The organism is Rhodospirillaceae bacterium, assembly GCA_028819475.1.
In the GTDB taxonomy this organism is placed as follows: Bacteria; Pseudomonadota; Alphaproteobacteria; order Bin65; family Bin65; genus Bin65.
Window position 1 is genome coordinate 1 of record JAPPLJ010000056.1, and the last position, 8,951, is coordinate 8,951.

An 8,951-nucleotide genomic window follows, 5' to 3' on the forward strand; every position below is an offset into this window, starting at 1 on the left:
CTCGCCGAGACCGCCGCCTTCATGGACGGCGAGAAGCGCATCCTGGTGTTCTCGATGGCCGGCGGCACGGGCAGGAGCTACCACGCCGACCTCTCCTGCGCGAACACCGAGCGGCGCGTCCACTACCTGCTGGAACCCGGCTGGCGCGCCGACCAGGCGATCCAGGGGCTGGGCCGGACCAACCGGACGCACCAGGCGTCCGCTCCGCTGTTCCGGCCGGTGACCACGGACGTGAAGGGCGAGCGGCGCTTCATTGCCACCATTGCAAGGCGGCTCGACAGCCTGGGCGCCATCACGCGCGGCCAGCGGGATTCCCAGACCGCCATGGGCGGCAACGACGCGGCGCTGTTCCGCGAGAGCGACAACCTGGAGAGCCTCTATGCGAAGGCAGCCCTGCGCCAGTTCTACAGCGCGCTCTGGCGCGGCAGCATCGAGGGCTGGACCATCGAGCGCTTCCAGGAGTCGACCGGCCTGAAGATCGTCCACGAGGGCGGGCTCAAGGACGACCTGCCGCCGATGCCGAAGTTCCTCAACCGGCTCCTGGCCCTGCCCATCGCCGAGCAGAACCAGCTCTTCTCCGAGCTGGAGTCGCGTATCGCCGCCAACATCGAGCAGGCGATCGAGGCCGGCAGCTACGAGGTCGGGGTCGAGACCGTGGTCGCCGACTCGCTGGTCATCGCCGGGCGCGAGACGCTCTACGAACATCCCGGCGCCGGCGTTGCGACCGAGCTGGTCGAAATTGTCCGGCGCGATCCGCCGAACCCGACCGACGCCGATCACGCCCTCCATCTCGCTACGCTCTATCGCGAGACGGACGGCAAGCCCAGGCTCGTCGTCAACGCCCGGTCGAAGCGCGCCGCCGTGGTCCTGCCTGCAGCTTTGCGCACGCTGGAGGACGGCGGCCTCCAGGAGCGCGTCCGCCTGTTGCGGCCCGCAGGCGCCGACACCATGGCGGCGGCGGAGTTCGACGCTTCCCGCTGGCGGCCCGCCGACGAGACCGCATGGCGCGCGCTCTGGGACGCCGAGATCGCGGGCCTCCCGGCTTTCGTGGAGTCGCGCTTCTGGCTCGCCACCGGCCTGCTGCTGCCGGTCTGGGACCGACTGCCGGCCGAGAACATGCGGGTTCGACGCCTGACCTCGGATGATGGTCACAGTCTCATCGGCAGGGTGCTCGTCGCCGAGCAGGTGCGCGCGGTCCGAGCGAATTTCGGCCTCGACGGCGGCCCCGCCATGACCGCCCCGGAAGCCTTCGCGGCCGTCATGGAGCGCGGCAACGCGCTCGACCTCGCCAACGGCTGGCGGCTCGCGCGCCGGCGGCTGATGGGCGCCAACCGGGTCGAGATCGAGGGGCCGGCGGACACCGACCTGCCTGCGCTGCGGCGCATGGGCTGCACCGTCGAGATCGTATCCTTCCGCGCCCGGATATTCGCGCCCAATGCCGGCGCGATGGAGCGCCTCCTCGAGCGCTGGCCGCTCGCCGCCTGAACCCACGGACAATCGCCCGCCCGGCGCCCGGCCGGTATATGTATGGCCGGCCGGGCTGCCGCCGATGCCGCCCCAGCCCAGGGAGACCGCCATGACCGCCCAGACTCTGCCCGACGACCCCAACTATTGCTTCGTCCCGGCCTACGACGTCGAAGACGAGGTCCAGCAGATCCGCATCGTGATCGAGGGCATGGCCGGTTACGTCCCCACGGCGCTGGTCGCATTGACGGTCGAGTCGGCGGAAGACATCTGCGATCGCCTGAACCGCCGCCTCGGGCTGGACCGGGAGGCCTGGACCGCCATGGCGGCCCGATCCATGCATGCCGAAGACGACGGCCCCGACGGCCGCGCCTGGCACTGAGGCCGCACCGCCGATCGGGAGCGCCGCGCCGCAGACGCAACACCGGTATTGCAACCGGCAACAATTGTCCATACATGACCGGTCAATAATCAAGATATTGTAACCGGCATTACTACTTGTTATATTTCCGGTTACGCCAAACGGGAGACATCCGATGCCAGCTGCGAGCGAATCCGCAAACGAACGCGTCTACCGGTCCCGCGAACGGCGGCGCCAGGCCGGCCTGAAGCGCGTCGAGGTGTACGTTCCCGCCGACCGGGTCGACACGCTGAAAGCCTACGCCGCCCAGCTGCGGGAAGGCTCGCAACCGGAAGCGGTCAGGGAGGCGCGAAAGCTGATCGCGACGGCCTACAGGAGATTCCGTGTACGCTGCCTCGACAACATCGACGTCGACCCCGAGACTGCGGACCTGCCCGACGCTGCCGTGATCGCCGCCGCGCTCATGCACCGCGGCAACGCGGAAGCCTACAGGCTGGGACAGAAGCTCAGCAGGCTGGCACGGTAATGCCCCTCACGGCGATCCAGCGGTCGGCCGCCGGGGTCCTCCGCCCCTACCGGTCGGCGCACAGCTATGTCGCCGGCGGGGCGGCCCTGAACCGCGGCTGGCCCAGGCTGTCGGACGACATGGACGTCTTCCACGACCGCGGCGGCCGGCTCCCGGACTCGGTCGGCCTGCGACGTCGAGGCCGACGTGCAGCAGATCCGCATCGTCATCGAGGGCATGGCAGGCCATGTACCCACTGCGCAGGTCGCGCTGACGATGGACGATGCCCTCAGCACTTGCGACAAGCTCGACAGGCGTCTTGGACACGACCGGGAGGCCTGGCAAGCCATGGTTGGGGCCTCCATGCGCGCCGAGACCTCCAAGCCGGGAGACCCCACCGAGCACTGACCCGCGTCCCGGGGACCGTTTCCGCACCTTGAAATTGTCCAAACTATCGCTATATTTTTGGACAAGACAGGATTGCGCCATGTCCACCGCGAAGGCCGTTCGAGCCGCCATACGGAAACTGCCCCGGGGCAGGCCCTTCACCGGCGCCGGCTTCCTGGAGCACGGCACCCGCGGCGCCATCGACCGCGCCCTTTCCCGCCTCGCCGCGGACGGCGAAATCCGGCGCCTTGCCCAGGGCGTCTTCGTCCGTCCGAAGACAAGCCGGTTCGTCGGCGCCGTCATGCCCGACATCCGCGAGGTGGTCGAGACCATTGCGCGCGGCAATGGCGAGACGATCCAGATCCACGGCGCCGAAGCCGCGAGGCGGTTCAGGCTCACCATCCAGGTGCCGACCGCGCCCGTGTACCATACCAGCGGCTCGACCCGCACGATCCGGGTCGCCGGCACCGCCGTCAGGCTGGTCCACACCTCGAACCGCCGCCGGCTGCAATTCGCGGGCGAGCCGGCCGGCGCCGCCATTTCCGCGCTATGGTATCTCGGCAAGGACAACGTGACGCCGGAAACGGTCGCCAGGATCGAAGCCGCCCTGGGACCGGCCGGGTTCGAGAAGCTGCGCTCCGCCGACATGCCGGCCTGGATGGCGAAGGCGTTCGCCGGCGCCGCCCGGGAAGCCGAGATCGACCGCCGGCCTTGAATCCCGGTCACCGATCGGGCAATCCCTGCCGGAAGCCGGAACCGCGCCTGCATGCCGCCCTTTCTGCCAGCACCCTGCTGCGCAGCCGTCCCGCCGGAAGCGGAATCGAGCACCCTGTCCCGTGACGATGCGCCGACCTTCGAACCGAAGCCGCCGAGAGCGCCGACCCGGCGCCGCCGCCTTCCTGGCCGGCATCGCCGCCGGCGCAATCCTTTTCGAATTCGCTATCGCTGCGGCCCAGACCGCCGGCGACAGCTGGCGCGGCCTCGCCGTCGCGCCGGAACGGCGCTGCACGCCCTACGAGCGCCGGGACTATCCCTATGCGCAGTCGCTAGAGGCCGGCATCGTGGCGTCGATGGGCGGGCGGATCTACGGGCCGTATACCGGGCGGTATTTCGCGACCGTGCGGCAGACCGACATCGAGCACATCGTCGCCGTCTCCGAGGCCCATGACAGCGGCCTCTGCGCCGCCGGACCGGCGGACCGCCGGCGCTTCGCATCCGACCCGCTCAACCTGACCCTCGCCGCACCCGCGGTGAACCGCTGCGGACCGGCCGGCAAGTGCGGCCTCGACTCCGGCGAGTGGCTTCCGCGGAAGAACCGCTGCTGGTTCGCCGCGCGCGTCGTCGCCGTCAAGCGCAAGTACCGCCTGACGGTCGACCGCCGGGAGGCCGCCGCGCTGGAGCGCGTGCTGTCGTCCTGCAGGTCTACCGGCATGGTGTTCGCAGCGCGTGCGCCGGCGCCGGCGCCCGCCAGTCCGGAAGCGCGACGACCGACGGCCGGCGAAACCGTCGATGCGCTGCGGCTTTACGACGACAACCGCAATGGCCGGATCACCTGCGCGGAGGCCCGCCGGCACGGCATCGCGCCGGTGCCGCGCGTCCATCCGGCCTACCGCTTCATGCACGACCGGGACGGCGACGGCGTTGTCTGCGAGTAGGCCGCTGCGCCGCCGTCCCGGCGGCGTGCGGGCGCTGCTCCGCTTGCCGGTCGTCCGGACCTGACCTGAACGTTTTCGCCGACGACCCCGCCTCGGCAACCCGCTGGGGACAGACCCCGATGGTCCAGGTCAACTTCCGCATCTCGGACGAGCGCCTCGCCCTCACCGACCGCGCAGCGGCGATCCGGGGCGTGACCCGGACCGAGTTCGTGCTGCGCTCCAGCGAGGCCGTGGCGATCGAGACCCTGAACGAGCGCCCGGCCGTCCTGCTCGACGACGAGGCCTGGAATGCCTATACCGCCGCGCTGGACGCGCCGGTCGACCTCGATCCCGCCGTCAAGCAACGTTACGCGCGCCGTCCGCAGCGGGACCGCCAGCCGCTCCGGCGCCGCTCGGAGACCGTCGCAACGTCCTGCAGTTCTCCCCGCGTCTGAGCCCGACAACGATCCGCCGCCCTGCCCGAATCCTTCAGGTCGCCCGCGGTTGCTTCTCATCCTTGCGCCCGGCAAGCAATTCCCGGCGTATGTCTTCGGCGACCTCTTCGACTTCCCTGGCCACTCTCGGCTCCAATCCGAGTTCCAGTTCCAGCGCTGTCTTCAGCGGAAGCAGGAGATCGCCGGCCGGCGACGACCCGATCAGATCGCACATCCTCTCCAGGCCGACACCCGCCGATAGATCGGCCAGGGCCACCAGCACCTCCCTCGGCAGCATGTTCAGTTCGGGAAGGATCGACAGTGCCGTCACGACATCCCTGGTGCTTGCTTCGCCGTCGCCTTCCGCCAGGTGTGCCTGAGCCCGGACAAGATGGCCCTGCAGTCTGCTGGCCGGCATTCCCGCCCGTGCCGGCAGCAGCGCACGGTCGAGCAATCCGACGGCGGTCCTTGCCCGGCCTTCGGACAATTCATGCTCTGCCCGCCTGCACAGCGCCATTTCCGCCGCGACGCGTAGCGCCGGCTCATCGCTATCCTCGAAGCGCCGAACGACTTCGTCCCACGCCGCGAAGCCCTCCTCGGTACGGTCCAGATCGACCAGGAGGCCACCCTTGTTGACGAGAGTTTGTGCGACTGCCTCGACATCGTAGGGCTCGTCGCTGCTTCCGAACCGCCGGAGCGCCTCGTCACAAGCCTCAAGCGCCTCTTCCGGCCGATCCAACAGGTCCAGCACCAGCACCCTGTTGTTGAGGGCCGTCGCGATCTCCTCGCGATACAGGGGAGAGCCATTCTCCCCGAACCGGCGCATGACGTCATTCCATACCTCGACCGCGTCCTCGGCCCGATTCATTTGGGCGAGCGTCGTGCCCTTGCTAACGAGGGCCGAGGCAACGTGCTTCGAAATTCCCGGATCGTCGCTGTCTCCGAAACGCCGTTCGATCTCGTCCCAGACGGCCAGCGCCTCCTCGTTCCTGTGCGCAGTAACGAGCACGAGGCCCTTGTTGAGGAGAATCCCTGCAACCGAATCGACAACTGCCGGCACGTTACTGTCCCCGAAGCGATCGATCGCCCGGTCGCAGGTTGCGAGCGCCTCTTCCATCCGGCTCAGCTCGTACAGATCGGCGCACCGGTGCTGGAAGGCGCCGGCGACCAACGCAACCCGCTCCGGCTCATCGCTGGCGCCGACGCGATCTTCGATCTGCTGCCAGACCGCGAGCGCCTCTTCGTATCGGCCCGACTGTTCCAGCAAGACGCCCCTGTTCGTCTGGGCCTGCGCGACCGCGGCGAGGAGTTCGGGCCGGTCGTCGGCCCCGAAGCGCTCCGCCACATCCGCCAACAGTTCCAGCGCTTCCTCCGGACTTCCTGCGTTGTGCAGCGCCGCAGCCCTGTTCATCAGCGCGTTGCAATGCGGTTCTGCCACGTCCTGCAAACCGCCCGCTTCGAAGCGCCTGATTGCTTCTTGCCATGACGACAGCGCTTCCGCTTCCCGCTTCAATGCGGCCAGCACGTTGCCTCTGTTGACGAAACTACGCGCCACTACCTCGCGAAGGATAGGCGCATCGCTCCCGGCGTAGCTTCGCAAGACCCCGTCGAACGCGGTCAGCGCCTCCTCCAACCGGCCCGACTTGAAGAGCCATGTGCCGATGTTCGCAAGCGCCGAGGCCACCTGTTCGACGATTCTGGGAGAGTCGCTCCTGCCGAAACGCTCCACCACCGCGCTCCAGGCGTCGATCGCCTCGTCGGCGCGGTTCAGCGTGCTGAGCGCGTGACCCCGTGCAACCATGGCTACCGCCAATTCAGCGCGATGCGCCGGCGAACCGCTCTTGCCGAAGCGTTCCAGAACTTGATCGCAGGCCTGCAGGGTTTCCCGAGGCCGGTCCAACCTGTCCAGCGCGACGGCCCTCCCGACCAGCGCGCTGGCCACAAGCGTCTGAAGGCCCGGCGCCGGGCTCTTGCCGAAGCGTCGCGCGACCTCGTTCCAGGCCGCCAGCGCTTCCGTGTGGCGGCCCAGGTTGCCCAGCATGCCGCCCTTGCTCGCAAGCGCCGTCGCCACCGCCAGAGGGTGACCAATCCCGTTGTCCGCCCCGAAACGCCGCACCACGTCGTCCCACACTGCCGATGCCTCATCCGCCTTTCCCAGAACGCCCAGCGCCTTTCCCTTGTTGACGAGCGCCAGCGACACCTGATCGAGATCCGCCGGCTTGTCGCTTGCCCCGAACCGCCGGTCGACCTCGTCCCAGGCCGCAATGGCCTCCTGCAACCGACCGCCTTCCGCCAGCGCCAGCGCTTTCCCCAGGAGCTCCCTCGCGGGCGACGGCGCCTGGGATGCCCCGGAAAACTCGCCGGGCGCATACGCAAGGGCAGGCGGCGCAAGCGAAATCAGCTCCGCGCGATGCGCTTCAAGGGATGGCAATTCGACTAGACGCTCGAAGGCCATCCGGTAGAGCGCCAACGCACCGCCGTCGAACCCCAGCGCTTCCCGCGCCATGCGGGCGCCGAACGCCCTCAGTTCGTCGGTGGAGTAGTAGGCCTCCATGAAGCGGATCAGCGCATCGATCAGCGGCGCCGGCCCGCGCGCCCGGCGCATCAGGTAGTAGATGTTGTAGAGCCGCTCGGTCAGGTAGTAGAGCTTGCGCCGCGCGCTGCCGCCGCTCACCTCGACCGCGCCCTTGTCGACCAGACGGGCAAGCTGGGCGCTGCACTTGCTGGTCCCGAGCCTGGCCCGGTCGGCGATCTCGCGCGCGCTCGCCGGTTTCCAGAGATCGGCGAGGGCGAGATACACCTTGCGCTCCTGCGCCGGGAGCGCATCGAGGTGGCTCTTGAAATACTCGGTATGGTCGTCGACCAGGTCGAGGAGATCGGCCATCAACTCGCGGAACGACAGATTCGCGCCGAACCGGGCGACGATGGTGAGCAACCGCGGGCTGCCGCCAGTCAGAATCCGCAAGGCCTGGATCGTCTGCGGCGCCCGCGCCTGCCCCGACACGGTCTGCCACAGGGTCGCGCAGCCTTCCGTGTCCAGCGGATGCAACCGGATCACCCGGAAGAGCTCGTAGAGGGCTTGCTTCGGATCGCTCATCTGCTCGAACCGGCTGGTTGCGCTTGCCAGCAGAACGACCCGCGGTTCGGTCTGCAACGCCTTCCGCAGCCGCCAGCCCGCATCGTCGTCGCCCATGTCCCTGAACATCATGTTCAGGTTCTCGACGATCAGCACGAGCCGCTTCTCCTCCCGGTCGGCAAAGTCCTGCAGCACCCCGAGGCACCGGGCCTCCAGAGTCCGGTCGTCCTGGATGGCGCGTAGCTCCCCGAAGGTGAGGTGCAGATCGACGCCGCCTTTCCCGGCCGGCGCTTGATCCGCCAGGCGGGAGAGGCATTCGAGCCAGAACTCGCCGGCGGTCGAGACCTCGTAGCTTTCCTCCGCGAATACGATGGGAAAGAAGCGCGCCGAGAGATCGGCATCGCGTATGACCTCCGCAGCCACTCGCAGCAGCAGGCTCGTCTTTCCGCTGCCGCGCGGCCCGATCACGAGCTGATGGGTGTTCGCGCTGCCCGAGCATTCGCGCAGCGCCTCGATCAGGGAGTCGTACTCGGCCGTCCGGACGCAGAAGATCGCGACCAGTTCGTCGAACGAGAGAAAGCCCGGATTGTATTTTCTGGCGGTCACAGCCATCGGCCCCACTCCCGTTCTCAGCGCTGCCGGTCGAACACGGGCACGAACCTCTGCCCGTAGCGCCCGCGCCACCAGTCCTCCAGGAGCCCGGAAACGAACCGGTATCCGCCGTCCCCGGGTTCGAGGTAGCCGTCGTGCTGCAGCACATGCAGAACATGGTCGACCGAGGGAGCGCCATCTCCGTCCTGCGCGTCCCGCGACGAAAAATGGTTGCGGTACCCGTCGACCGTCTCGGCGGCGATGCCGGCGTTGACCGCCGTTGCCGTCAGGATCTCCAGCGCGACCGTGTAGCCCGCTCTCCCGAGCACCGTCTCAAGACGGCCCTCGTAGTGCTGCAGGTCGACCTGCCCCCGGACGCCCTGCATCTCGCGCACATAGACCCACTCGACATCGTCCAGCGAGGCCACTCGCCGCCCGGCGCGGCGCAGATGATCGTGCATCCTGTCGAAGAACATCTGGACATGGTGCGGGATGCAGC

9 protein-coding genes are annotated in these 8,951 nt (G+C 68.6%); 7 read left to right on the top strand and 2 right to left on the bottom strand.

Annotated elements, in window-relative coordinates:
• The 7 genes from OXM58_17460 to OXM58_17490 form a co-directional block, all read left to right on the top strand.
• The coding region (locus OXM58_17460; GenBank protein ID MDE0150148.1) for a strawberry notch C-terminal domain-containing protein at positions 1-1,485 on the top strand (1,485 nt) is incomplete at its 5' end.
• A 91-nt stretch (positions 1,486-1,576) separates the two neighbouring features.
• Positions 1,577-1,846: a hypothetical protein gene (locus OXM58_17465; protein ID MDE0150149.1), complete on the top strand. Its 270-nt coding sequence runs from the start codon at positions 1,577-1,579 to the stop codon at positions 1,844-1,846.
• 154 nt (positions 1,847-2,000) lie between these two features.
• Positions 2,001-2,351, top strand: coding sequence for a hypothetical protein (locus tag OXM58_17470; GenBank protein MDE0150150.1), 351 nt, complete (start codon positions 2,001-2,003; stop codon positions 2,349-2,351).
• Positions 2,352-2,537: 186 nt separating this feature from the next.
• Entirely contained in the window at positions 2,538-2,738 is a 201-nt protein-coding gene (locus OXM58_17475; GenBank protein ID MDE0150151.1) for a hypothetical protein, read from the top strand.
• Between the two features lie 79 nt (positions 2,739-2,817).
• Complete coding sequence (locus OXM58_17480) at positions 2,818-3,432, top strand: DUF6088 family protein (protein ID MDE0150152.1); 615 nt, start codon at positions 2,818-2,820, stop codon at positions 3,430-3,432.
• A 127-nt stretch (positions 3,433-3,559) separates the two neighbouring features.
• Complete coding sequence (locus tag OXM58_17485; protein ID MDE0150153.1) at positions 3,560-4,372, top strand: excalibur calcium-binding domain-containing protein; 813 nt, start codon at positions 3,560-3,562, stop codon at positions 4,370-4,372.
• Positions 4,373-4,491: 119 nt separating this feature from the next.
• Positions 4,492-4,806 carry a DUF1778 domain-containing protein gene (locus OXM58_17490; protein ID MDE0150154.1) on the top strand — a complete coding sequence of 105 codons (315 nt, stop codon included), beginning with the start codon at positions 4,492-4,494 and terminating at the stop codon, positions 4,804-4,806.
• A 34-nt stretch (positions 4,807-4,840) separates the two neighbouring features.
• Here OXM58_17490 and OXM58_17495 read toward each other — a convergent pair whose 3' ends face one another.
• Positions 4,841-8,473 (bottom strand): tetratricopeptide repeat protein, encoded by a 3,633-nt coding sequence (locus tag OXM58_17495; protein MDE0150155.1) that lies wholly within the window; start codon positions 8,471-8,473, stop codon positions 4,841-4,843.
• A gap of 17 nt (positions 8,474-8,490) precedes the next feature.
• Positions 8,491-8,951: hypothetical protein (locus tag OXM58_17500; protein MDE0150156.1), on the bottom strand; the 461-nt coding region annotated here is incomplete at its 5' end.

Bases quoted from the DNA above. Each gene is read 5' to 3' on its own strand.
- OXM58_17465 (MDE0150149.1), top strand. From the start codon at position 1,577: ATGACCGCCCAGACTCTGCCCGACGACCCCAACTATTGCTTCGTCCCG.
- OXM58_17470 (MDE0150150.1), top strand. From the start codon at position 2,001: ATGCCAGCTGCGAGCGAATCCGCAAACGAACGCGTCTACCGGTCCCGC.
- OXM58_17480 (MDE0150152.1), top strand. From the start codon at position 2,818: ATGTCCACCGCGAAGGCCGTTCGAGCCGCCATACGGAAACTGCCCCGG.
- OXM58_17485 (MDE0150153.1), top strand. From the start codon at position 3,560: ATGCGCCGACCTTCGAACCGAAGCCGCCGAGAGCGCCGACCCGGCGCC.
- OXM58_17490 (MDE0150154.1), top strand. From the start codon at position 4,492: ATGGTCCAGGTCAACTTCCGCATCTCGGACGAGCGCCTCGCCCTCACC.
- OXM58_17495 (MDE0150155.1), bottom strand. From the start codon at position 8,473: ATGGCTGTGACCGCCAGAAAATACAATCCGGGCTTTCTCTCGTTCGAC.